The organism is Streptomyces sp. NPDC016562 (assembly GCF_043076955.1).
In the GTDB taxonomy this organism is placed as follows: Bacteria; Actinomycetota; Actinomycetes; order Streptomycetales; family Streptomycetaceae; genus Streptomyces.
Genome location: NZ_JBIBRZ010000005.1, coordinates 311,695 through 334,823, shown reverse-complemented (window position 1 = coordinate 334,823; position 23,129 = coordinate 311,695). Strand labels below are relative to the sequence as shown.

23 protein-coding genes are annotated in these 23,129 nt (G+C 71.9%); 4 read left to right on the top strand and 19 right to left on the bottom strand.

The window, feature by feature from the left end:
• Positions 1–44: 44 nt before the first annotated feature.
• From ACF059_RS23275 to ACF059_RS23265, 3 genes are read left to right on the top strand one after another with little or no spacing between them, the layout of a single operon-like run.
• The gene (locus tag ACF059_RS23275; RefSeq protein WP_392060161.1) at positions 45–560 is read left to right on the top strand and encodes a hypothetical protein; all 516 of its coding nucleotides are present in this window, start codon (positions 45–47) and stop codon (positions 558–560) included.
• Positions 557–892 (top strand): putative quinol monooxygenase, encoded by a 336-nt coding sequence (locus tag ACF059_RS23270; protein WP_392060158.1) that lies wholly within the window; start codon positions 557–559, stop codon positions 890–892. The genes ACF059_RS23275 and ACF059_RS23270 overlap by 4 nt, the downstream gene beginning before the upstream one ends.
• Positions 889–1,347, top strand: a complete 459-nt coding sequence (locus ACF059_RS23265; RefSeq protein WP_392060156.1) for a group II truncated hemoglobin — start codon at positions 889–891, stop codon at positions 1,345–1,347. The genes ACF059_RS23270 and ACF059_RS23265 overlap by 4 nt, the downstream gene beginning before the upstream one ends.
• 21 nt (positions 1,348–1,368) lie before the next feature.
• On the opposite strand, the gene ACF059_RS23260 is transcribed toward ACF059_RS23265, so the two are convergent.
• The 7 genes from ACF059_RS23260 to fmt form a co-directional block, all read right to left on the bottom strand.
• Positions 1,369–1,851 carry a barstar family protein gene (locus ACF059_RS23260; protein WP_392060153.1) on the bottom strand — a complete coding sequence of 161 codons (483 nt, stop codon included), beginning with the start codon at positions 1,849–1,851 and terminating at the stop codon, positions 1,369–1,371.
• Complete coding sequence (locus tag ACF059_RS23255) at positions 1,848–2,078, bottom strand: ribonuclease domain-containing protein (RefSeq protein ID WP_392060150.1); 231 nt, start codon at positions 2,076–2,078, stop codon at positions 1,848–1,850. Before ACF059_RS23255 ends, ACF059_RS23260 begins: the two co-directional genes overlap by 4 nt.
• A 298-nt stretch (positions 2,079–2,376) precedes the next feature.
• Entirely contained in the window at positions 2,377–2,598 is a 222-nt protein-coding gene (locus ACF059_RS23250) for a CarD family transcriptional regulator (RefSeq protein ID WP_189740325.1), read from the bottom strand.
• A gap of 151 nt (positions 2,599–2,749) precedes the next feature.
• Positions 2,750–3,796 carry a sugar-binding transcriptional regulator gene (locus tag ACF059_RS23245; protein ID WP_078950459.1) on the bottom strand — a complete coding sequence of 349 codons (1,047 nt, stop codon included), beginning with the start codon at positions 3,794–3,796 and terminating at the stop codon, positions 2,750–2,752.
• A gap of 105 nt (positions 3,797–3,901) precedes the next feature.
• Positions 3,902–4,588, bottom strand: a complete 687-nt coding sequence (rpe, locus tag ACF059_RS23240; RefSeq protein WP_360887175.1) for a ribulose-phosphate 3-epimerase — start codon at positions 4,586–4,588, stop codon at positions 3,902–3,904.
• Between the two features lie 188 nt (positions 4,589–4,776).
• A complete protein-coding gene (locus ACF059_RS23235) occupies positions 4,777–6,237 on the bottom strand; it encodes an RsmB/NOP family class I SAM-dependent RNA methyltransferase (RefSeq protein WP_392060146.1) in 1,461 nt (486 codons plus the stop codon).
• Between the two features lie 122 nt (positions 6,238–6,359).
• On the bottom strand, positions 6,360–7,304 hold the full coding sequence (gene fmt / locus ACF059_RS23230; protein ID WP_392060143.1) for a methionyl-tRNA formyltransferase: 945 nt from the start codon (positions 7,302–7,304) through the stop codon (positions 6,360–6,362).
• A 250-nt stretch (positions 7,305–7,554) separates the two neighbouring features.
• Here fmt and ACF059_RS23225 point away from each other — a divergent pair, with 250 nt between their 5' ends.
• Positions 7,555–8,079: a hypothetical protein gene (locus ACF059_RS23225; protein ID WP_360887186.1), complete on the top strand. Its 525-nt coding sequence runs from the start codon at positions 7,555–7,557 to the stop codon at positions 8,077–8,079.
• 179 nt (positions 8,080–8,258) lie between these two features.
• Here the strand turns inward: ACF059_RS23225 and ACF059_RS23220 are convergent, their stop codons facing one another.
• The 12 genes from ACF059_RS23220 to ACF059_RS23165 form a co-directional block, all read right to left on the bottom strand.
• A complete protein-coding gene (locus ACF059_RS23220) occupies positions 8,259–10,397 on the bottom strand; it encodes a primosomal protein N' (RefSeq protein WP_392060140.1) in 2,139 nt (712 codons plus the stop codon).
• Between the two features lie 47 nt (positions 10,398–10,444).
• A complete protein-coding gene (gene metK, locus ACF059_RS23215; protein WP_079404387.1) occupies positions 10,445–11,653 on the bottom strand; it encodes a methionine adenosyltransferase in 1,209 nt (402 codons plus the stop codon).
• A gap of 198 nt (positions 11,654–11,851) precedes the next feature.
• Positions 11,852–13,066, bottom strand: a complete 1,215-nt coding sequence (gene coaBC / locus ACF059_RS23210; protein WP_366866755.1) for a bifunctional phosphopantothenoylcysteine decarboxylase/phosphopantothenate--cysteine ligase CoaBC — start codon at positions 13,064–13,066, stop codon at positions 11,852–11,854.
• A 106-nt stretch (positions 13,067–13,172) separates the two neighbouring features.
• Positions 13,173–13,445: a DNA-directed RNA polymerase subunit omega gene (gene rpoZ, locus ACF059_RS23205; protein WP_202202416.1), complete on the bottom strand. Its 273-nt coding sequence runs from the start codon at positions 13,443–13,445 to the stop codon at positions 13,173–13,175.
• A gap of 74 nt (positions 13,446–13,519) precedes the next feature.
• On the bottom strand, positions 13,520–14,083 hold the full coding sequence (gene gmk / locus ACF059_RS23200; protein WP_366866756.1) for a guanylate kinase: 564 nt from the start codon (positions 14,081–14,083) through the stop codon (positions 13,520–13,522).
• A 61-nt stretch (positions 14,084–14,144) separates the two neighbouring features.
• The gene (locus ACF059_RS23195) at positions 14,145–14,468 is read right to left on the bottom strand and encodes an integration host factor (RefSeq protein WP_030008746.1); all 324 of its coding nucleotides are present in this window, start codon (positions 14,466–14,468) and stop codon (positions 14,145–14,147) included.
• A gap of 302 nt (positions 14,469–14,770) precedes the next feature.
• Positions 14,771–15,610 (bottom strand): orotidine-5'-phosphate decarboxylase, encoded by an 840-nt coding sequence (gene pyrF, locus ACF059_RS23190; protein WP_392060135.1) that lies wholly within the window; start codon positions 15,608–15,610, stop codon positions 14,771–14,773.
• The gene (locus ACF059_RS23185) at positions 15,607–16,716 is read right to left on the bottom strand and encodes a quinone-dependent dihydroorotate dehydrogenase (protein ID WP_392060352.1); all 1,110 of its coding nucleotides are present in this window, start codon (positions 16,714–16,716) and stop codon (positions 15,607–15,609) included. Before ACF059_RS23185 ends, pyrF begins: the two co-directional genes overlap by 4 nt.
• 91 nt (positions 16,717–16,807) lie before the next feature.
• Entirely contained in the window at positions 16,808–20,116 is a 3,309-nt protein-coding gene (gene carB, locus ACF059_RS23180; protein ID WP_392060132.1) for a carbamoyl-phosphate synthase large subunit, read from the bottom strand.
• Positions 20,109–21,266, bottom strand: coding sequence for a glutamine-hydrolyzing carbamoyl-phosphate synthase small subunit (gene carA, locus ACF059_RS23175; protein ID WP_361945506.1), 1,158 nt, complete (start codon positions 21,264–21,266; stop codon positions 20,109–20,111). The genes carB and carA overlap by 8 nt, the downstream gene beginning before the upstream one ends.
• Positions 21,263–21,844 (bottom strand): hypothetical protein, encoded by a 582-nt coding sequence (locus ACF059_RS23170; protein WP_360887206.1) that lies wholly within the window; start codon positions 21,842–21,844, stop codon positions 21,263–21,265. The genes carA and ACF059_RS23170 overlap by 4 nt, the downstream gene beginning before the upstream one ends.
• The gene (locus tag ACF059_RS23165) at positions 21,841–23,127 is read right to left on the bottom strand and encodes a dihydroorotase (RefSeq protein WP_366866759.1); all 1,287 of its coding nucleotides are present in this window, start codon (positions 23,125–23,127) and stop codon (positions 21,841–21,843) included. The genes ACF059_RS23170 and ACF059_RS23165 overlap by 4 nt, the downstream gene beginning before the upstream one ends.
• Positions 23,128–23,129 lie beyond the last annotated feature (2 nt).

The following is a 23,129-nucleotide window of genomic DNA, read 5'->3' as shown; positions in this document are numbered from 1 at the left end:
CCAGACCTTGTGATCAAGGGCCCACCGGATGCAACGTTGATTACATGATTACAGCCGAGCAACGCGAACAGCTCCGCGCGTGGTTCGCCGAGCGGCTGCCGGAGGACGTCTACGAGTCCCTGCTGTCGGTCACGGCCGACCGCGAGGAGATCACCGTGATCGGCACCATCCCGGCGACCGAGTCCGTCAAGGACTTCCGCGAACGCACCCGCGAACAGCGCATCGAGGTGGCCCGCGAGGCAGAGGCCCTCTACCGCCGCAAGGTCGCCTGGGGCGTGCGGGCGGGTGAGGAGACGACGCTCTTCACCCACCTCGCCGTCCCGGTGATGACCCGCCTGCGCCAGTCCGAGCGCCAGGTCCTCGACACCCTCGTCGCGGGCGGCGTCGCCCGCAGCCGGGCGGACGCCCTGGCCTGGTGCGTCCGCCTCGTGGGACAGCACACCGACACCTGGCTGACCGACCTGCGCGACTCCCTGGACCAGGTCCACCGGATCCGCGCCCAGGGCCCGGACGTCCAGGGCGCCACCGACACCGAACCCCCGGGAGGACCCAGACAATGACCCCGAAGACGACAGTGGAGTACATCCGCTACCGGATCGCGTTAGCGGACCAGGAGGCCTTCGAGGCCGCGTACGCCCGGGCGGCCGCCTCCCTGGCCGCCTCACCCGAGTGCATCGACTACGAACTGTCCCACTGCGAGGAGGAGCGGGAGCGCTACGTCCTGCGCATCCGCTGGACCTCGGTCGACGCCCACCTGGGCGGCTTCCGCAAGGGCGAGCACTTCCCGGCCTTCTTCAGCGCGATCCGGCCGTACGTGTCGGCGATCGAGGAGATGCAGCACTACACGGTGACCGGCGTCGCGGGCACCGGAAAGGGCGCCGGAGAACGATGAGCACGACACCCACGATCTACGAGTGGATGGGCGGCGCGGAAGCGATGAAGCGCCTCACCGACGCCTTCTACGCCCATGTCATGCGGGACGAGATTCTCTCCCCGGTCTTCGCCGGCATGGACGCGGAGCACCCGCAGCACGTCGCGGTCTGGCTCTCGGAGGTCTTCGGCGGCCCCGCGGACTACACCGCCCACCACGGCGGCCACGCGCACATGGCCTCCAGGCACCTGGGCCGCGCGATCACCGAACAGCAGCGCCGCCGCTGGGTGGACCTGCTCATGGACACGGCCGACGAGGTCGGCCTCCCGACGGACCCCGAGTTCCGCGGCGTGTTCGCGTACTACATCGAGTGGGGCACCCGCATGGCCCTGATCTACTCGGGCCCCACCCCACCCCCACTCGACGCGGCCCCGATCCCCCACTGGTCCTGGGGCCAGACCCCACCCTGGACCTAACCCCCAGCCCCGCCGCCACATCTAGCCTCGCCGGCGTTTGAGGCGCGGGGTCCGGGGCGGAGCCCCGGCAGCCGGACCGGGCCCGGGCTCCGAATCGGCCTCGCCCTCGGCCAGCAGCACCGCCAGCCCCGGCTCCCCGTCCTCCCCCTCACGCTCCCGCCAGAAAGCAACGGCCTCCTCCAGGATCTCCACCAGGATCTCCCAGTCCCCCGGCCGCGCCTCGGCGAACCGACGCCACGAGGTCACCACCACCAACCGCCCGGCAGCACCCCCACCCTCCGCGCCCCCCGGGACGGGGACCGGCAGCCACGACAGATCCCGCACCGCATCCGCCAACGCGTCCCAGTTCCCCCCGACCCAGTCCGGCAGCCGCAAGGCATCCCCGCAGCGCGCCATCAGCCCGGCCTTGTCGCGTACGCCGTCCAGGTCCAGCCGTAGGGTCGTCCAGCCGGCGGCCTCCGCCGCGGCGAGCGCCGGCGCGAGCGGCTGCGGGTCCAAGGTCATCGGAGAACCGCCTTGAAGGTCTCGTAGTGGTCGTCCGTGTAGAAGAACTCCCCACCCTCACCCGTCACGATCCGCCGGGCCCCACGGTCCCGCTCCCCGGGCGTCCGCACCGTGAACTCGTGGTAGTAGCCGCGCTTCTGCCGCGGCAGGACCTTCTCGAAGTTCCCGAAGACGGTGCCGTCCTGCCGGTAGGGGTACGGCCCGCCCTTGTCGATCAGCGCGAGCACGTCCCGGGCCTGCTGCGACAGCGCATCGGCGCGTACGGTCGCGAACCCCTTCGCCCACCCCGGGGCGGCACTGGGCTCAGCCCGAACACGCCCACTGGCGCTAACACTGGCACTAACACCGGGACCGGCACTGGCGGCGGCAGGCGCGGGATCCGTCCCGCCACAGCCCGCCGCACCGACCAGCGCGACGCAGAGGAACAGGGGCCCCAGTAAACGCAGCAACGATCGGGGCACGTTCCGAAAGATCATGCACCGATCGTGCCAAATATCCGATTCGCTCGCGAATCGCCCACTGGCCTCAGAGCGCGGCCATCTTGGTGTAGGGACTCAGGATGCGCTTCTGGACCGAACCGAAGTCGACGAGAACAGCGATCCCCTCCTCGATTCCGACGACACGGCCGAGGCCGTGCTCATCGTGAGTAACCCGGTCACCCACGGAGAACTGCCGGATGGGCTGTTCCACGGGAGCCTTGAACGGGCTGGACGGCAAATGGCGGCGAGGTACTGCGGACTTTGTCATTGGAACCAGTATGCGCCCAGTGGGCCGCCTCGCGGTCCGCCGTTCGGATCTCAATTCCGGCACCATCCGCACCGGGACCGGCGGACGAGCACGCCCGAACCCCGCACGCCCGGTCAGAACGGCGGGTACGGGACTGCGCCAGGCGGCTGGGCTAGTCGTCCGGGTCGGCCCGGTCCAGCGCGGGCCGCAGCCCCGGCGCCGATTCGGTCAGCAGGTAGTCGGCGACGGCCGTGTCCGTGACCAGGCTGGTCACCAGCCCCGACCGGAGCACCGCACCGATCGCGGAGGCCTTGCGCAGCCCGCCCGCGATCGCCACGACCTCGGGGATCCGCCGCAGCCGGTCGGCCTCGACGGTGATGCACCGCTCGCCGAGGTCCCGGCCGACCCGCCGGCCCTCGGAGTCGAAGAGGTGGGCGGACATCTCGGCCGCGACGCCGAGCGAGGCGTAGTGGGCCCGCTCCTCGTCGGTCAGCATGTCGTGGACGGTCGAGATGCCCGGCTCCCACGACCCGATGGAGACGGCCGCGACCGTCACCTTGTCGAAGTACTCGAAGGCGCGTGCGATCCCGGTCTGGCTCCGCAGCGCGGCGGCGGTCGCCGGATCGGGCAGCAGCATCGGCGCGTAAATGGGGTGCGCGTCGCCGCCCGAGACCTGGGCGGCCCTGCGTACGGCCTCGACCGAGCCGCGCTCGGCGGTCCCCGCGTCGTACACGCCGGTCAGTTGCACGACGGTGCAGGGCGGCAGTCTGTGCAGGGAGGCGGCCATGTGGATGGTCGACCGCCCCCAGGCCAGGCCCAGGACGTCGCCCTCGTTGACGAGTTCGCCCAGCAGGTCCGCGGCGACCGCCCCCAGGTTCTCGGGGTCGGGCGCGTCCTCGGTGGCGTCGGCGGGCGACTCCACGACGACGGCGTGCCGCAGCCCGTACCGGGCGCGCAGCGCGTCCGAGCGCTCCGCGTCCAGTTCGGCCGGGACCCGGATCTCGATGCGTACGAGGTCACGTTCGAGCGCGGTCTCCAGGACCCGGGCCACCTTGAAGCGGCTCACGCCGAACTCCTCGGCGATCTGGATCTTGGACTTCCCCTCCAGGTAGAAGCGGCGCGCCATGGCCGCCGCCTGCACCAGCTCCGCGGGTCCCATCCGCAGGGCTGACCGTCCCGCCGACATTGCAGACACCGCGTTCTCCTCACTGCTGTTCACACTGTCGTGTTCACACTCTCGACTCGCCGTTCATCCTGTCAGATCCGACGGCCGTTGATCAGCCTGGACGGCTACCGTTCACCGAGCCGTTCATCAGCGCTCGATTCAGTGGTCGCAAGCCCACGGCGCGGCGGCGATGGCCGCGCCCGCCTGCTCACGGAGCGTGCGGACGGCGGCGGCCGGATCGACCGCCCCGTAGACCGCGCTGCCCGCCACGAACACGTCGGCGCCGGCCTCGGCGCAGCGTTCGATGGTCGAGGCCGAGACGCCGCCGTCGACCTGGAGCCAGATCTCCAGACCGTGCTTGGAGATCAGTTCCCGGGTCCGGCGGATCTTGGGCAGCATGATGTCGAGGAAGGCCTGGCCGCCGAAGCCGGGCTCGACCGTCATGATCAGCAGCATGTCGAGCTCGGGGAGGATGTCCTCGTACTGCTCGATCGGCGTCGCGGGCTTCAGCGCCATGGACGCGCGCGCACCCTTGGCCCGGATCTCCCGCGCGAGGCGCACGGGCGCGGCGGCGGCCTCGGCGTGGAAGGTGACCGAACCCGCGCCGGCCTCCACGTACTGCGGGGCCCACCGGTCGGGGTTCTCGATCATCAGGTGGAGGTCCAGCGGGATGTCCGTGGCCCTGCTGAGGGATTCCACGATCGGCATGCCGAGGGTGAGGTTCGGGACGAAGTGGTTGTCCATGACGTCGACATGCAGCCAGTCGGCCCCCTCGACGGCCTTGGCCTCCTCGGCGAGGCGGGCGAAGTCGGCGGACAGGATGCTGGGATAAATCTGCGCGGCCATGCCCCAAGCCTGCCATGCCCCCGGCCGGTTCCGGCCACGACCCCGCAAGTCGGGACGGGCGCAGCAGCGCCTGCCCGACCCCGTAGAACGCTTCATCCTCCCTGAACCCCCGACGGCCGGTTCAGCACCTTGCCCGGCGGGCGGAAGCAGGGCGAGACCACCTGAGGTCGGGGAGTCCAGGGCCGGTGCTACGCCGTGCGCCGGAGCAGGGCCAGGTACATCGCGTCCGTTCCGTGCAGGTGCGGCCACAGCTGGACGTCCGGGCCGTCGCCCAGGCCGGGTACGCCCGGCATGTACGGGCGGGCGTCGATCAGTTCGGCGGACACCGGCGAGGCGCCCGCGCCGCGGCCCTTCAGGACGTCGTCCACGACGACCCGGGTCTCCGCCAGGTGCGGGGAGCAGGTCGCGTAGCCGACGATGCCACCCACCCGCACCGCCGACAGCGCCTCCCGCAGCAGCCCGCGCTGGAGCGGGGCGAAGCCCTCCAGGTCCTCCGGGCGGCGGCGCCAGCGGGCCTCGGGGCGGCGGCGCAGCGCGCCCAGGCCCGTGCAGGGCACGTCCATCAGGACGCGGTCGAAGGAGCCCGGGAGCCACGGCGCGCGGGTGCCGTCGGCCGCGATGACCTGGTAGGGGCCCGGGTTGCCCACGAGCGCCCGTTCCACGAGCCGCGCCCGGTGCGGCTGCTTCTCCGAGGCCAGCAGGAACGCCCCGCGCTGCGCCGCGAGCGCCGCGAGCAGCGCCGCCTTGCCGCCGGGACCCGCGCACCCGTCGAGCCAGCGCTCGTCGCGGCCCTCGACCGGCGCCGCCGCGAGGGCCATCGCGACCAGCTGGCTGCCTTCGTCCTGGACTCCGGCGCGACCCTCCCGTACGGCCTCCAGCGCGCCCGGTTCGCCGCCCTCGGCCATCCGGACCGCGTACGGGGACCAGCGGCCCGGGAGCGCGGAGTCCTCGCCGACCGCCTCCAGCAGTTCCTCGGGCGTGGAGCGCCCGGGGCGCGCGACGAGCGTCACCTCGGGCCGTTCGTTGTCGGCCTCCAGCAGGTCCTCGATGCCGGCGCGCCCGCCGCCCAGCGCGTCCCACAGGGCGCTGACGACCCACCTGGGGTGTGAGTGGTAGACGGCGAGGTGTTCCTCGGCGTCGTCCTCGTAGGGGGGTGCGACCCGCTCCAGCCAGCCGTCGAGGTCGTGCGCGGCGATCTTGCGCAGGACGGCGTTGACGAACTTGGCGCGCCCGTCGCCGAGCACCACCCGGGCCAGCTCCACGCTCGCCGACACCGCGGCGTGCGTCGGGATCCGGGTGCCGAGCAGCTGGTGGGCTCCGAGCGAGAGCACGTCCAGCACCGGCGGGTCCACCTCCCGCAGCGGCCGGTCGATGCACGCCTTGATCACGGCGTCGTACGTGCCCTGCCTGCGCAGCGTCCCGTAGACCAGCTCCGTGGCGAGGGCCGCGTCGCGCGCCTGGAAGCTCTCGTCCTGCCGGGCCTTCTTCAGAAGCGGCGGCAGCACGAGGTTGGCGTACGCGTCGCGCTCGTCCACCGCCCGCAGCACCTCGAAGGCCAGCATCCGCACGGGGTCCTTCTGCGGCCGGCGGTAGGGCTTGGCCTGCCGGTTGCCTGCGGGGTTGCGACGGGGACGGGGCTGTTCGCTCACGTGAAAGGTGCTCCGGGGTTACGAGGTACTGGTGGTGATGACGTGGAGGAGGGGCCGGCCGTCCCGGGCGGGGGCGGCGCTACGGTGCTGCGCCCGCGCCGCAGCGCGCGGCGCGGCTGGATTCAGCCTACGTCGGCTCCGCCGAGCCGCTCGCCGGGAGCGATCCGCACCCCGCGGGCCCAGTCGGCGCCCCGCATCGGCTTCTTGCCCTGCGGCTGCACCCACAGCAGTTCCACGGCGTGCGAGCCGGTGCCGACGTAGACGTTGTTCTTGGCCGGGGCCAGCACGCCGGGCGCCAGGTCGGTGCGGTCGGGCACCAGGCCCACCGAGATCAGCTTGAGCCGCTCGCCGCGGAAGACGGTCCACGCCCCCGGCGCCGGCGTGCAGCCGCGCACCACGCGGTCGGCGCGCATCGCCGGGGCGTTCCAGTCGACCCGCGCGTCCTCGACGGTGATCTTGGGCGCGAGGGAGATCCCGTCGTGGGGCTGCTCGACGGCGCGCAGCGTGCCGTCCTCGATGCCGTCCATGGTGGCGGCCAGCAGCCCGGAGCCGGCGAAGGCGAGCCGGGTGAGCAGGTCGCCGCTGGTGTCGGTGGGGCGGATCTCCTCGGTGAGGATCCCGTAGACCGGGCCGGAGTCCAGGCCCTCCTCGATCAGGAAGGTGGAGGCGCCGGTGACCTGGTCCCCCGCCATGATCGAGTGCTGCACGGGCGCGGCTCCGCGCCAGGCCGGCAGCAGCGAGAAGTGCAGGTTGACCCAGCCGTGCTTCGGGATCTCCAGGGCGCTCTTGGGCAGCAGCGCGCCGTACGCGACGACCGGGCAGCAGTCCGGGGCGATCTCGCGCAGGCGGGCCTGGAAGTCGGGGTCCCGCGGCCGGACCGGCTTGAGGACCTCGATGCCGGCCTCCTCGGCACGTTCGGCGACCGGGCTGGCGACGAGCCTGCGGCCCCGGCCGGCCGGGGCGTCGGGCCGGGTGACGACGGCGGCGACCTCGTGCCGCCCGGAGGCGATGAGGGCGTCCAGGGCGGGCACGGCGACCTCGGGGGTGCCTGCGAAGACGAGCTTCACTGGGTCCTACCTCGCTTTTTCGGCTGACAGCAGCGCACCAGTCTATGGGGGCGTGCGCCCGGCGGCCCACCTGCGGTGGGGAGGGGGCGTACACGGACGCGCGCGCCTCTCGCATATGCCGACACGCCCCCACAGCGTGACCTGGGCGACGGGTGGCGCGTTGGTCAAGAGAGATTGACCAAAACGGGCCGCGCGCGCACGGTTTCCGCGGCCCGATCCGCCCTTCAGCACCGGTTCGAGAGGCTTCTTCATGGCCGACCACGCCACCCACGACGCCCAAGCCCGGGCGAGCCTGCACCTGCTGGTGCGGGACATCGAGCGGGTTCGCCGCCAGGTGGATGCTCTGCGTACGCTCACCGCCCAGCTCGGCAATGTGTACCGCCCGCGCCGCTCGGGTCCCTCCACGGGCTTCGTCGTCTACGGCCGGGCCCCCGCGCCCACCGTCCGGCTCGCGCAGGAGCTGCGCGACAGCGTGGAGACGCTGGTCACCGCCGCGGTGGACTTCGACCGCTCGCTCGGCTTCTCGTGGGACGCGGTCGGCTCGGCCCTCGGCGTCACCAAGCAGGCCGTGCACCGCCGTTACGGTGCCCGCCGGGCGCAGTCCGCCGAGTCCGCGGAGCCGCTAGCCGAGGGCGCGACCACCCGCACCCTGGGTCCGCTCCCCACCATCCCGGCCGCCCGCTCGGTCCCGCCGCAGCCCCTGCGCGAGGAGTCCCAGCCCGCCACGGCGGGCGCGTCCCGCTCCACGGCGTTCCCGAGCCCCCGCAACGGCTGACCGGCCGCACGCCCCTCGCCGCCGGGACGCCGACCCCCGACGGCCACAGGCGGCCGCAGCCGGCCACACGCCGGGTGGCCCGCAACCGGGCTCCGCCCCCCACCTCGCGCCTCGGACGCCGACGAGGCTGAATCCCAGCCCGCCCCGGCGTTCGAGGGCCGGGTCCGGGCCCGGAGGCCTCAGCCGATGTCCGGCGGATCGATCCGGATCCGGACCGCGTCCGCCGCCGGTACCCCTTTCACCAGCCGGGCCGCCTGCGCCGACTTCAGCGCCGCCGCCAGCGCGGCCCCGCTGCCCGGCGGCACGCGGACCAGCGCCCGCTCCCCGGGCGAGCGCTCCCCCCGCCGCCCCGGTATCGGCACCGGCCCGAGGATCTCCGCGTCCGGGGGGAGCCCGGCTCCCGCCAGGAAGGCCTCCACGGCCTCGCCCCGCCCGGCCACCGCCGCCATCCGGGACACCGGCGGGAAGCCCAGCTGGGCCCGCTCCGCCAGTTCCCGTACGGCATGGCCCACGGGGTCCCAGCGCACGAGCGCCTGCACCGGCCGCAGCGTCGGCTCGGCGACCACCACGACCTGCCCGGTCCCACGGACCAGCGACGCGGCGGCGATCCACCGCCGCAGCGCCTCCTCTCCGGCCCGCAGATCGGGCCGGCTCAGCATCGCCCAGCCGTCGAGCAGCAGCGCGGCCGCGTACCCCTCGCCCGCCGCCACCGGCTCGGCCCCCGGCGTGCACACCACCAGCGCCGGCCGGTCCGGCACCTCGTCCAGGACGTGGTCGCGCCCCGAGGTCCGCACGGGCACGGCCGGGAAGGCCCGCCCGAGCTCCTCGGCGGTGCGCCGGGCGCCCACGACCTGGGCCCGCAGCCGGAACGACCCGCACTCCTCGCAGTGCCACGACGGCTCGCCGCGCCCGCACCAGCCGCAGTGCAGCTCCCGTTCGTCGGGGGCCTCCAGCGGCCCGGCGCAGACCGTGCAGCGGGCCGGGGTCCGGCACCGCTCGCACGCCAGCCGGGGCACGTAGCCCCGCCGGGGCACCTGGACGAGCACGGGCCCGGTCTTCAGCCCTTCCCGTACGGTCTCCCAGGCCAGGCTCGGCAGTCGCGCGGCGCGGGCCGCCTCGTCGCGCGCCAGCAGCTCGTCGCCCACGGTCCGGATCCGGGGGGCGCAGGCCCGTACGGTCTCGCGGCTGGCGACCAGCGGCCGGGCCCAGCCGGACTCGACGAGCTGGGCGGCCTCGACGGTGCAGCTGGTGGAGCCGGCCAGGAAGCCGCAGCCGTCGCTGACCGCGCGCAGCTCCAGCACCTCGCGGACGTGCGGGAAGGGGGCGTGGTCGTCGCTGTGGCTGGAGTCGCCGTCGTCCCAGATGGCGACGAGCCCGAGGTCGCGCACGGGGGCGAACATCGCGGCGCGGGTGCCGACGACGGCCCGCACCGATCCGCGGCTGACGGAGAGCCACTGGCGGTAGCGCTTCTCGGGGCCGGACTCGGCGGTCAGCAGCGCGTGCCGGCCCTCGCCGAGCAGGGCCGTGAGGGCCGCGTCCACGCGGGCGGCGCTGCGTCCGTCGGGGACGACGGCGAGGGCCCCGCGCCCGGAGGCCAGGGTGGCGGCCATGGCCCGGGCGAGTTCGTCGGCCCAGCCCGGACCGGGCAGGGCGGTCCACACAGCGCGCGGGGTCCCGCCGGTGGCCAGCGCCCGCAGGAACGCCGGCCCGGCCCCGTACCGCTCCCAGCCGCCGGGCTCCGGCGCGGGCGGCGCGGGCAGCGGCGGCGGCGAGGGTTTGGCCTCGGCGCGGGCGCTGCGCGCGGGCAGGGCGAGCTGGAGCACGTCGGCCAGGCTGCCGGCGTACCGGTCGGCGACGGCCCGGGCGAGGGCGAGCATGCCGGGGCCGAGCACCACCTCGGGCGAGACCACGTGGGCGAGCGCGGCGAGGGCCCCGTTGTAGTCGGACTCGGCGCGGCGCTCCACGATGAAGCCGTCGATGAGGCCGCCGCCCTCGCGGCGGCCGCCGTGCACCTGGTGGGAGCCGGCCCCGAAGCGGACCCGGACGCGGACGCCCGGCTGCGCGGCCTCGGAGAGCTCCTCGGGGACGGCGTAGTCCCAGAGCTGGTCGAGGTGGAGCACGCCCTTGTTGACGAGGACGCGGGCGACCGGCAGCTCCGCGGCCAGGGCGGCCCCCCGCCAGGTACGCGGCTTCGCCTTGGGCACCTTGGCCTTCGCCTCGGCGACCATCTCCCGGATCAGTGCGAGCTGCTCCGGCGGGGAATCATTCGCGCTGCTCACATCAGCATTCTTACCAAACCCCGCTGACAGCCAGGGCATGCGAACGGCCCCGGACCAGCAGGTCCGGGGCCGTTCGGCGGCTGTTCCTAGAGGCCGGCGGCCGCGCGCAGCGCGTCCACGCGGTCGGTGCGCTCCCAGGTGAAGTCCGGCAGCTCGCGGCCGAAGTGGCCGTAGGCGGCGGTCTGGGCGTAGATCGGGCGCAGCAGGTCCAGGTCGCGGATGATCGCGGCCGGGCGCAGGTCGAAGACCTCGCCGATCGCGTCCTCGATCTTCTGGACCTCCACCTTGGCGGTTCCGAAGGTCTCGACGAAGAGACCGACGGGCTCGGCCTTGCCGATCGCGTAGGCGACCTGGACCTCGCAGCGCGAGGCCAGACCGGCGGCGACGACGTTCTTGGCGACCCAGCGCATCGCGTACGCCGCGGAACGGTCGACCTTCGACGGGTCCTTGCCGGAGAAGGCGCCGCCACCGTGGCGGGCCATGCCGCCGTAGGTGTCGATGATGATCTTGCGGCCGGTCAGGCCGGCGTCGCCCATCGGGCCGCCGATCTCGAAGCGGCCGGTCGGGTTCACCAGGAGGCGGTAGCCCTCGGTGTCGAGCTTGATGCCGTCCTCGACGAGCTGGGCCAGCACGTGCTCGACGACGAACTCGCGGATGTCCGGGGCGAGCAGCGAGTCCAGGTCGATGTCCGAGGCGTGCTGCGAGGAGACCACGACGGTGTCCAGGCGCACGGCCTTGTCACCGTCGTACTCGATGGTGACCTGGGTCTTGCCGTCGGGACGCAGGTACGGGATGGTCCCGTTCTTGCGGACCTCGGACAGCCGGCGCGAGAGCCGGTGCGCGATGTGGATCGGGAGCGGCATGAGCTCGGGGGTCTCGTCGCAGGCGTACCCGAACATCAGGCCCTGGTCGCCGGCACCCTGCTTGTCGAGCTCGTCCTCGTCGCCCTCGACGCGCTTCTCGTAGGCGGTGTCGACGCCCTGCGCGATGTCCGGGGACTGGGCGCCGATGGACACCGACACGCCGCAGGAGGCGCCGTCGAAGCCCTTCTTCGAGGAGTCGTAGCCGATTTCGAGGATCTTCTCGCGCACGAGCTGCGCGATCGGCGCGTAGGCCTTCGTCGTCACCTCGCCCGCGATGTGCACGAGGCCCGTGGTGATGAGGGTCTCCACGGCCACGCGCGAGGTCGGGTCCTCGGAGAGGAGGGCGTCGAGGATCGTGTCGCTGATCTGGTCAGCGATCTTGTCGGGGTGGCCCTCGGTCACGGACTCCGAGGTAAACAGACGACGGGACACAACGCTCCCTGGGGGTTGCAGCGGCTGCTGGCTGATCATTTGGCGGAACCACACCGGGGGCTGCGCCCGATCACGTTCCGAATGCAGTTTATCGGTCGCCACCGTTTGCCGGACCACCCGTCTCGCCTTATGGGAGCCGTGTGACCTGCGGCACCGACATTCTTACCCACGGACCTGACCAGGAGAAGGGGAATCGGCTCAGGCGCGTCGCGGCGGCAGCAGGGCCGCCACCTGGTCCCAGATCTCCTCTGCCAGGGCTTCCTTGGGTCCGTAGGGGACGTGGCGGTCCGATCCGTTGGAGGAAAGGATCACCGCTTCGTTCTCCTCGGAACCGAAGGTCTTGGCCTCGCCGACCTCGTTCACGACGAGAAGATCACATCCCTTGCGCCGGAGCTTGGCCCGCCCGTTGGCGAGGACGTCGTCGGTCTCGGCGGCGAATCCCACGACGACCTGCCCCTCCCGCGCCCGGTCGGCGGAGATCTCCGCGAGGACGTCCGGGTTGCGCACCAGCGCGACCGGCGCCGGGTCCTCCCCGTCCTTCTTCTTGATCTTTCCGCCCGCGTAATGGGCCGGCCGGAAGTCGGCCACGGCCGCGGCCATCACCACCGCGTCGGCGTCGGCCGCCGCCTTGATCACGGCCTCCCGCAGCTGCACGGCCGTCCCCACGCGGACGAGGTCCACCCCGGCCGGGTCGGCCAGCGCCGTGTTGGCCGCGACCAGGGTGACCCGGGCCCCGCGGGCGACGGCGGTGCGGGCCAGCGCGTAGCCCTGCTTGCCGGAGGAGCGGTTGCCGAGGAAGCGGACCGGGTCCAGCGGTTCGCGCGTACCGCCCGCGCTGATCACCACGTGCCGGCCGGTGAGGTCGGGCTCGGCCACCCCGCGCGCCAGGACCCTCTTGCACACCTCGAAGATCTCGTCCGGGTCGGGCAGCCGTCCCTTGCCGGTGTCCTTGCCGGTGAGCCGGCCGACCGCGGGCTCGATGACGAGGGCGCCGCGCCGGCGCAGCGTGGCCACGTTCTCCTGGGTGGCGGGGTGCTCCCACATCTCCGTGTGCATGGCGGGGGCGAAGACCACCGGACAGCGGGCGGTGAGCAGGGTGTTCGTGAGCAGGTCGTCCGCGAGCCCGTGGGCGGCCTTGGCCAGCATGTCGGCGGTGGCCGGGGCGACGACCACCAGGTCGGCGGACTGCCCGATGCGCACGTGGGGCACCTCGTGGACGGTCTCCCACACCTCGGTGGAGGCCGGGTTCCCCGAGAGGGCGGCCCAGGTGGCCTCGCCGACGAAGTTCAGGGACGCGGCCGTGGGCACCACCCGCACGTCGTGGCCGGACTCGGTCAGCCGACGGAGCAGCTCGCACGCCTTGTAGGCGGCGATCCCGCCACTGACCCCCAGTACGACCTTCGGCTTACCCACCGCGCACTCCCCTTCGAGCTCCGTCGACGTGTCTCGTCCCTACCCATGACACACCACAGGCCCGGCAGATGTTCTGCCGGGCCTGTGGTGAAAGGATTCTCGTGCCTTACTGAGCCGGGGCCTCGATGGCCTCGGAGGTCAGCAGACCCGCGTTGATCTCGCGCAGCGCGATCGAAAGCGGCTTCTCGTGGACGTGGGTGTCCACCAGCGGGCCGACGTACTCCAGCAGGCCCTCACCGAGCTGCGAGTAGTACGCGTTGATCTGACGCGCGCGCTTGGCCGCGTAGATCACGAGGCTGTACTTCGAGTCCGTGGCCTCGAGCAGCTCGTCGATCGGCGGGTTGATGATGCCCTCGGGCGTGGTGATGGAAGAGGACACGCTCTACCTTCCGAAGAATGTGGGGAAAGATCGGATCGATCAAGCCCTGTCGATCATGGAAAATCGACCAACGATCAGACAACTTCCATCAAGGCTAGCAGCTCACGCGCCACGTCCTCGACGGAGGTGTTGACCAGGGTCGTATCGAATTCGGACTCGGCAGCGAGTTCGATCTTGGCGGTGGCCAGTCGGCGCTCGATGACCTCGGGCGATTCGGTCCCCCGCCCGGTGAGGCGGCGGACCAGCTCGTCCCAGCTCGGCGGGGCCAGGAAGACCAGCTGGGCCTCGGGCATGGACGCTCGGACGAGCCGTGCGCCCTGGAGGTCGATCTCCAGCAGTACCGGCTCGCCGTTGTCCAGGCGTTCCAGCACCGCGCCGCGCGGTGTGCCGTAGCGGTTGCCCGCGAACTCGGCCCACTCCAGCAGCTCGCCATTGGCGATCAGCTTGTCGAACTCGTCGTCATTGACGAAGAAGTAGTGGACTCCGTGTCGCTCACCGGGCCGCGGCTTGCGGGTGGTGGCCGACACCGAGAGCCATACCTCGGGGTGAACCTTGCGCATATGCGCGACGACCGTGCTCTTGCCGACCCCTGAAGGGCCGGAGAGCACGGTCAGCCGCGGACGAACCTCTGCTGCCATAGAGCGATTATCCAGGTTCCCAGGACTGCCTGGGAACGCCGGGAGAACTTCAGGCGACGCCTCAGGCGCCGGTGCTGCCGAACTCGCGCTCCAGAGAGGCGATCTGGTTGGAACCGAGACCTCGGACACGTCGGGACTCGGAGATGCCGAGACGCTCCATGATCTGCTTGGCGCGCACCTTGCCCACGCCAGGCAGAGACTCCAGCAGGGCGGAGACCTTCATCTTGCCGATGACGTCGTTCTCCTGGCCCGTCTTGATGACCTCTTGGAGCGAGGCGCCGGAGTGCTTGAGTCGATTCTTCACCTCGGCCCGCTCCCGGCGAGCCGCGGCGGCCTTTTCGAGCGCGGCTGCGCGCTGTTCAGGGGTAAGGGGCGGAAGAGCCACGCCTACGTCACCTCGGATGTCGAACTGTCGGATACGGACCGGTGGGTAACCCAAAGGCAACACACCAGGCGAGCTCCCGAACAGCAGTGGAACTGGTTCGCTGCTCGTTCACTCTGCTCGGAGACTAGCGGCCATCACCGCTCCAGTCAGCGAGAACGGACGAAAAGTCCTGGTCAGCCTCCACTGAACCGTACATCACGGACAAACTACCCCTGTTTTGTCCGATGAAGGACGTTCGATTCTCGTCAAGAGGTGCGAGACGGCACGCCGCGCGGGCCGCAGCGGGGCCCGCGGGCGGCCGGCTAGGCGGAGACGGCCTCGCTGACCTCGTCGGCGAACCGCCGCGCCGCGTCGCGCAGGGCCCGGGCGTCCGGTCCGTGCTTCAGGACGCCGCGCGAGACGTTCGGGACGACGTTGCGCACGGCCTTGCCGAACACGGCCGGCAGGTCCGCCGCCGTCGCGCCCTGCGCTCCGATGCCGGGAGCCAGCAGCGGCCCGTTGATGTCCAGGTCGAAGGAGGACAGGTCGCCCAGGGTGGCGCCGACCACCGCGCCGAAGGACCCCATGGGGGCGGCGTCCGCGTTCTCGGCCGCCAGGTGCGCCAGCATGGTCGCGCCGATGCTCCGGCCGTCCTCGCGGACCGCCCGCTGGACCTCCGCGCCCTCCGGGTTCGAGGTCAGGGCGAGGACGAAGAGCCCCGCGCCCGACTCCCGGGCCAGGTCCACCGCGGGCTTCAGCGAGCCGTAGCCCAGGTACGGGGACACCGTCAGGGCGTCCGAGAACAGCGGCGAGGCCGGGTCCAGGAAGGCCGAGGCGTACGCGGCCATCGTCGAGCCGATGTCGCCGCGCTTGGCGTCCATGACGACCAGGGTCCCGGCGGCCCGGGCGTCCGCCACGGTCCGCTCCAGGACGGCCACGCCCCGGGAGCCGAACCGCTCGAAGAAGGCGGCCTGCGGCTTGAACACCGCGACCGACTCGGCGAGCGCCTCCACGACGGTGCGGGAGAAGCGCTCCAGGCCCGCGATGTCGTCCTGCAGGCCCCACTGCGCCAGCAGGGCGGCGTGCGGGTCGATGCCCACGCACAGCGGGCCGCGGGAGTCCATCGCCTCGCGGAGGCGGGTGCCGAACGGGGTCAGCTTCACTGTGCGGCCTTTCGGGTCTCGGCGCCCACCGCGTCGGCGAGCGTCGCGTACGGGCTGGCGGCCAGGCGCGCGGCCAGGCCCTTGTGGATGGCGCGGGCGTAGCAGGGGCCCTCGTAGATGAAGGCGCTGTAGCCCTGGATCAGCGTGGCGCCGGCCAGGATCCGCTGCCAGGCGTCCTCGGCGTTCTCGATGCCGCCGACCCCCACCAGGACGAGCCGGTCGCCCACGCGGGCGTACAGGCGGCGCAGGACCTCCAGCGAGCGTTCCTTGACCGGGGCGCCGGACAGGCCGCCGGTCTCCTTGACCAGCTCGGGCGAGGACTTCAGGCCCAGACCCTCGCGGGCGATCGTGGTGTTGGTCGCGATGATGCCGTCGAGGCCCAGCTCCAGGGCCAGGTCGGCGACGGCGTCGACGTCCTCGTCGGCCAGGTCGGGGGCGATCTTGACCATCAGCGGTACCCGGCGGTCGGTGACCACGCGGTCCGCGGCCTCCCGTACGGCCGAGAGCAGCGGGCGCAGGGACTCGGCCGCCTGGAGGTTGCGCAGGCCCGGGGTGTTCGGCGAGGAGACGTTGACCACGAGGTAGTCGGCGTGGCGGGCGAGGCGCTCGGTGGAGGCGACGTAGTCCGCCACGGCCTCCTCCTCGGGCACGACCTTCGTCTTGCCGATGTTGACGCCCACGACCGTCTTAAAGACGGGCCTGCGGTGCGCCAGGCGCTCGGCGACGGCCGCGGAGCCCTCGTTGTTGAAGCCCATGCGGTTGATCAGCGCGCGGTCCGGCACGAGCCGGAAGAGGCGCTTCTTGGGGTTGCCGGGCTGCGGCTCGGCCGTGACCGTGCCGATCTCGATGTGGTCGAAGCCGAGCATCGACATGCCGTCGATGGCGACGGCGTTCTTGTCGAAGCCCGCCGCGAGGCCGAAGGGGCCGTGCATGCGCAGGCCGAGGGCCTCGGTGCGCAGCTCCTCGTACCGGGGGGCGAGGTAGGCCGCGACGAAGGTGCGCAGCACGGGGGTGCGGGCCGCGAGGCGGATCCAGCGGAAGGCCGTGTAGTGGGCCTTCTCCGGGTCCATCCGCTTGAAGACCAGGTTGAAGAAGAGTTCGTACATCGTCGAGAAGGATCCCTCTGCGCTCATGGAAAGGGGGACACCCGTCGTGAAACCGGTGTCCCCCTCCCCGTGTCCGGGCTGTTCGGGCTACTTAGTCGCGGGCCGCGGTCAGGTGCTCCGCGTGCTCCTGGAGGGAGCGGACGCCCACGTCGCCGTGGTTGAGCGCGTCGATGCCCTGGACGGCCGCGGCGAGTGCCTGGACCGTGGTCAGGCACGGGACGCCGCGCGCCACGGCCGCCGTACGGATCTCGTAGCCGTCGAGACGGCCGCCGGTGCCGTACGGGGTGTTGACGATCAGGTCGACCTGGCCGTCGTGGATCAGCTGGACGATGGTCTTCTCGCCGCCCGGGCCCTCGCCCTCGCTGAGCTTGCGCACGACGGTGGCGTTGATGCCGTTGCGGCGCAGCACCTCGGCGGTGCCGGAGGTGGCCATGAGCTCGAAGCCGTGGGCGACGAGTTCGCGCGCCGGGAAGATCATCGTGCGCTTGTCGCGGTTGGCGACCGAGATGAAGGCGCGGCCCTTGGTGGGCAGCGGGCCGTAGGCGCCGGCCTGCGACTTGGCGTACGCCGTGCCGAAGACCGAGTCGATGCCCATGACCTCGCCGGTGGAGCGCATCTCCGGGCCGAGGACGGTGTCGACGCCGCGGCCGTGGATGTCGCGGAAGCGCGACCACGGCATGACGGCCTCCTTGACGGAGATCGGCGCGTCGATCGGCAGGGTGCCGCCGTCGCCGTTCCTGGGCAGCAGGCCCTCGGCGCGCAGCTCGGCGATGGTGGTGCCGAGCGAGATGCGGGCGGCGGCCTTCGCGAGCGGGACGGCGGTGGCCTTCGAGGTGAAGGGCACGGTGCGGGAGGCGCGCGGGTTGGCCTCCAGGACGTAGAGGATGTCACCCGCCATCGCGAACTGGATGTTGATCAGGCCGCGGACGCCGACGCCCTTGGCGATGGCCTCGGTGGAGGCGCGCAGGCGCTTGATGTCGTGGCCGCCGAGGGTGATCGGGGGCAGGGCGCAGGCCGAGTCGCCGGAGTGGATGCCGGCTTCCTCGATGTGCTCCATGACGCCGCCGAGGTAGAGCTCGGTGCCGTCGTAGAGGGCGTCGACGTCGATCTCGATCGCGTCGTCGAGGAAGCGGTCGACCAGCACGGGGCGGGTCGGGGAGATCTCGGTGGACTCGGCGATGTACGACTCCAGCCGGGTCTCGTCGTAGACGATCTCCATGCCGCGGCCGCCGAGCACGTAGGACGGGCGGACCAGGACCGGGTAGCCGATCTCGTCGGCGATGGCCTTCGCACCCGTGAAGGTGGTGGCGGTGCCGTGCTTGGGGGCCGGCAGGCCGGCGTCGGCGAGGACCTGGCCGAAGGCGCCGCGGTCCTCGGCGGCGTGGATGGCCTCGGGCGAGGTGCCGACGACGGGGACGCCGTTGTCCTTGAGCGCCTGGGCGAGACCGAGGGGGGTCTGGCCGCCGAGCTGGACGATGACGCCCGCGATGGGGCCGGCCAGCGTCTCGGCGTGGACGATCTCCAGCACGTCTTCGAGCGTCAGCGGCTCGAAGTACAGGCGGTCGGAGGTGTCGTAGTCGGTGGAGACGGTCTCCGGGTTGCAGTTGACCATCACGGTCTCGTAGCCGGCGTCGCTAAGCGCGAAGGAGGCGTGGACGCAGGAGTAGTCGAACTCGATGCCCTGGCCGATGCGGTTCGGGCCGGAGCCCAGGATGATGACCGCGGGCTTCTCGCGCGGGGCGACCTCGCTCTCCTCGTCGTAGGAGGAGTAGAAGTACGGGGTCTTCGCGGCGAACTCGGCGGCGCAGGTGTCGACCGTCTTGTAGACCGGGCGGACGCCCAGCGCGTGGCGGACCTCGCGGACGACGTCCTCGCGCAGGCCGCGGATCTCGGCGATCTGGGCGTCGGAGAAGCCGTGGCGCTTGGCCTCGGCGAGCAGCTCGGGGTGGAGCTTCTCGGCGGCGGCGAGGTCGTCCGCGATCTCCTTGATGAGGAAGAGCTGGTCGACGAACCAGGGGTCGATCTTCGTGGACTCGAAGACCTCCTCCTGGGTGGCGCCGGCGCGGATGGCCTGCATGACGGTGTTGATGCGGCCGTCGGTGGGGCGGACCGCGGTGGCCAGCAGCTCGTCCTTGTCGCCGGGCTCGCCGACGAAGGTGAACTGCGAGCCCTTCTTCTCCAGGGAGCGCAGGGCCTTCTGGAGCGCCTCGGTGAAGTTGCGGCCGATGGCCATGGCCTCGCCCACCGACTTCATGGTGGTGGTGAGGGTGGCGTCGGCGAGCGGGAACTTCTCGAAGGCGAAGCGCGGGGCCTTGACGACGACGTAGTCGAGGGTCGGCTCGAAGGAGGCCGGGGTCTTCTCGGTGATGTCGTTGGGGACCTCGTCGAGCGTGTAGCCGATGGCCAGCTTGGCGGCGATCTTGGCGATCGGGAAGCCGGTGGCCTTCGACGCGAGCGCCGAGGAGCGCGAGACGCGCGGGTTCATCTCGATGACGATGACGCGGCCGTCGACCGGGTCGATCGCGAACTGGATGTTGCAGCCGCCGGTGTCGACGCCGACCTCGCGGATGATCGCGATGCCGATGTCGCGCAGCCGCTGGTACTCGCGGTCGGTGAGCGTCATCGCCGGGGCGACGGTGATCGAGTCACCGGTGTGCACGCCCATCGGGTCGAAGTTCTCGATGGAGCAGACGACGACCACGTTGTCCTTGGTGTCGCGCATCAGCTCCAGCTCGTACTCCTTCCAGCCGAGGATGGACTCCTCCAGGAGCACCTCGGTGGTCGGGGAGAGCGTCAGGCCCTGGCCGGCGATGCGGCGCAGCTCCTCCTCGTCGTGGGCGAAGCCGGAGCCGGCGCCGCCCATGGTGAAGGAGGGGCGCACGACGACGGGGTAGCCGCCGAGGGTCTCGACGCCCGCGATGACGTCGTCCATCGAGTGGCAGATGACCGAGCGGGCGGACTCGCCGTAGCCGATCTTCGCCTTGACCGCTTCGACGACGCCCTTGAAGAGGTCGCGGTCCTCGCCCTTGTTGATGGCCTCGACGTTGGCGCCGATGAGCTCGACGCCGTACTTCTCCAGTACGCCCTGCTCGTGCATGGAGATCGCGGTGTTGAGCGCGGTCTGGCCGCCGAGGGTGGGGAGCAGCGCGTCGGGGCGCTCCTTGGCGATGATCTTCTCGACGAACTCGGGGGTGATCGGCTCGACGTACGTGGCGTCGGCGATCTCCGGGTCGGTCATGATCGTCGCGGGGTTGGAGTTGACCAGGATGACCCGCAGGCCCTCGGCCTTGAGGATGCGGCAGGCCTGGGTCCCGGAGTAGTCGAACTCGGCGGCCTGGCCGATGACGATCGGGCCGGAGCCGATGACCAGGACGGACTGGATATCGGAGCGCTTAGGCACGATCGGCCTCCATCTGGGCGGTGCTCATCAAAGACGTGAAGCGGTCGAAGAGGTACGCGGCGTCGTGCGGGCCGGCAGCCGCCTCGGGGTGGTACTGGACGCTGAAGGCCGGCTGGTCCAGCAGCTGGAGGCCTTCGACGACCTGGTCGTTCAGGCAGACGTGCGAGACCTCGGCGCGGCCGTAGGGGGTCTCGGAGACCTTGTCGAGGGGCGCGTCGACGGCGAAGCCGTGGTTGTGCGCGGTGACCTCGACCTTGCCGGTGGTGCGGTCCTGCACCGGCTGGTTGATGCCGCGGTGGCCGTACTTCAGCTTGTAGGTGCCGAAGCCGAGCGCGCGGCCCAGGATCTGGTTGCCGAAGCAGATGCCGAACAGCGGGGTCTTGCGCTCCAGGACGCCGCGCATGACGGCGACGGGGCCGTCGGCGGTGGCCGGGTCGCCCGGGCCGTTGGAGAAGAAAACGCCGTCGGGGTTGACCGCGTACACGTCCTCGACGGTGGCGGTGGCGGGCAGCACGTGGACCTCGATGCCGCGCTCTGCCATCCGGTGCGGGGTCATGCCCTTGATGCCGAGGTCGACGGCGGCGACGGTGAAGCGCTTCTCGCCGATCGCGGGGACGACGTACGCCTCCTTGGTGGCGACCTCGGCGGCGAGGTCGGCGCCCTTCATCTGCGGCTGGGCCTGGACCTTCGCGAGCAGGGCCGCGTCGTCGGCGATGGCCGCGCCCGAGAAGATGCCGACGCGCATGGCGCCGCGCTCGCGCAGGTGGCGGGTCAGGGCGCGGGTGTCGATGCCGCTGATCCCCACGACGCCCTGCCGGACGAGCTCCTCGTCCAGCGTGCGCCGGGAGCGCCAGTTGGAGGGGATGCGGGCGGGGTCGCGCACGACGTACCCGGCCACCCAGATGCGGGAGGACTCGGGGTCCTCGTCGTTGACGCCGGTGTTGCCCACGTGCGGGGCGGTCATCACGACGACCTGCCGGTGGTACGACGGGTCGGTGAGCGTCTCCTGGTAGCCGGTCATGCCGGTGGAGAACACGGCCTCGCCGAAGGTCTCCCCCACAGCGCCGTAGGCACGGCCGCGGAAGATCCGACCGTCCTCCAGTACGAGTACGGCGGGAGCTTTGGCTGCTCCCCTGGTGGAGGTCGTCATCGTTCGGCGCCTTCCGTCGTGATGGATGAGTGGATGTGGTTGACGGCTTCGACCCAGGCGGCGTGTTCGGCCGCGCGGTCGGAGCGGAATCCGGAGTCGATCAGCTTGTCGCCGTGCGCCCAGGTGACGACGAGCAGACCGCCCTCGGTGAGTACCTTGCCCGCGATTCCCTTGTCGAGGCGGGCGCCGCGCAGCTGCGCGGCCGGTACGAAGAAGTCGGTGGCCCCCGGACGGACCACGTCGAGGCCCGCGTCGGTGAGCGTGAGCTCGACCCGGCTGCGGACGCCCAGACCGTGGGCGACGATCCGGTCGAGCCACTGTCCGGCGGTGGTGGACCCGTGGTACCGGCCGGTCAGGGCGAGGCGGTGGGCGGGCAGACCGTCGGGGGCGGCGGGGAGCTCCGGCAGGTCGTTCTGCAGGGCGCCGCGCCATTTCCAGCCCTGCCGCATCAGCCAGTACACGAACGCGATGAAGACGACCAGGCCGATCACCCACGCCATGCGGGCGCCGAAGCTGGTCACCTCCGCCGACTGTCGTTCGGCGGCCTCGGCGGCCAGTTGGATCACTGCAGGTGTCACGCCAGTTTCCCGTCCACGACCGTTGCCCGGCCCCGCAGGAAAGTGTGAGTGACGCGCCCCGGCAGCTCACGGCCCTCGTAAGGCGTGTTGCGGCTGCGGGAGGCGAAGTGTGCGGGGTCCACGACACCACGGTACGAGGTGTCGACCAAGGTCAGGTTCGCGGGTTCACCTGCCGAGACGGCGCGGCCGTGGTTCTCCAGGCCGCCGATGCGCGCCGGGGCGAAGGACATCCGCTCGGCGACGCCCGCCCAGTCGAGCAGTCCGGTCTCCACCATCGTCTGCTGGACGACGGACAGCGCGGTCTCCAGGCCGACCATGCCCATGGCGGCGGCGGCCCACTCGCAGTCCTTGTCCTCGTGGGGGTGCGGGGCGTGGTCGGTGGCGACGATGTCGATCGTGCCGTCGGCGAGCGCCTCGCGCAGGGCCATCACGTCGCGCTCGGTGCGCAGCGGCGGGTTGACCTTGTAGACCGCGTTGTAGGAGCGGACGAGCTCGTCGGTGAGGAGCAGGTGGTGCGGGGTGACCTCGGCGGTGACGTCGATGCCGCGGGACTTGGCCCAGCGGACGATCTCGACGGAGCCGGCGGTGGAGAGGTGGCAGATGTGGACGCGGGAGCCGACGTGCTCGGCGAGCAGGACGTCGCGGGCGATGATCGACTCCTCGGCGACGGCCGGCCAGCCGCCCAGTCCCAGCTCGGCGGAGACGACGCCCTCGTTCATCTGGGCGCCCTCGGTGAGGCGGGGCTCCTGGGCGTGCTGGGCGACGACGCCGCCGAAGGCCTTCACGTACTCCAGGGCGCGGCGCATGATCACGGCGTCGTCGACGCACTTGCCGTCGTCGGAGAAGACGGTGACGCGGGCGGCGGAGTCGTGCATGGCGCCCAGCTCCGCGAGCTGCTTGCCCTCCAGGCCGACGGTGACGGCGCCGATGGGCTGCACGTCGCAGTAGCCGGACTCCTTGCCCAGGCGCCAGACCTGCTCGACGACGCCGGCAGTGTCGGCGACGGGGAAGGTGTTCGCCATGGCGAAGACGGCGGTGTAGCCGCCGGAGGCGGCGGCGCGGGTGCCGGTGAGGACGGTCTCGCTGTCCTCACGGCCGGGCTCGCGCAGGTGGGTGTGCAGGTCGACGAGGCCGGGCAGGAGGACCTGGCCCGCGGCCTCGATGACGGTCGCGCCTTCGGCGGACAGGCCGGTCCCGACCTCGGAGATGGTCTCGCCGTCGATCAGGACGTCCTGCGCCTCGCCGCCGAGTACCTTCGCGCCACGGATAAGGATCTTGCTCATGG